Annotated in this window: 1 protein-coding gene; it reads right to left on the reverse strand. The window is 71.9% G+C overall.

The window, feature by feature from the left end:
- Positions 1–549, reverse strand: a 549-nt coding sequence (locus tag EAO76_RS41795; protein ID WP_316248414.1) for a DNA cytosine methyltransferase, incomplete at both ends; no start/stop codon positions are given.

Consider the following 549-nt stretch of genomic DNA (forward strand, 5'->3'; position numbering starts at 1 on the left):
GGCGGTGTCGCGGTGCGGGTGCGGGATGCGAGGAGGAAGGCACGGCGGCGGGTCTGGGGGACGCCGTAGTCGGCGGCGTTGAGTACGCCGGTCCATGCCGAGTAGCCGAGGCGGCGCAGGATGCCCGCAATGTGCGCGAACAGGGGTGCCACGGCCGGGACTTCCTCTAAGGCGATCCAGTCGGGACGCAGTTCCAGGGCGTAGCGCAGCGGCTCGACGACGAGGAGGGAGCGCGGGTCGGTGCAGGCGGCGCGCAGGGCGGTGCGGGTGTCGTGCCCGCGGGCGAGGGCGTCGAGGCCCTGGTGGCACAGGTCGATGTCGTCGTTTCCGGCGCGCAGGCCGGCGGCGCTGAAGGTCTGGCAGGGCGGGGAGGCGATCAGCGCGGAGACGTTCCCGCGGAGCGGTGCGGTGGGGTAGTCGGCGACGTCGGCGCGGATCGTGGTGTGCCGGGCGGCGGTACGGGTGGCGCACGCGGACGGGTCGATCTCGATGCCGATGTCACGGAGTCCTAGGGCGTACAGGCCTTCCGACCAGCCGTGTTTTTTTTTT

This window comes from Streptomyces sp. sk2.1, assembly GCF_008120935.1.
Classification (GTDB): Bacteria; Actinomycetota; Actinomycetes; order Streptomycetales; family Streptomycetaceae; genus Streptomyces.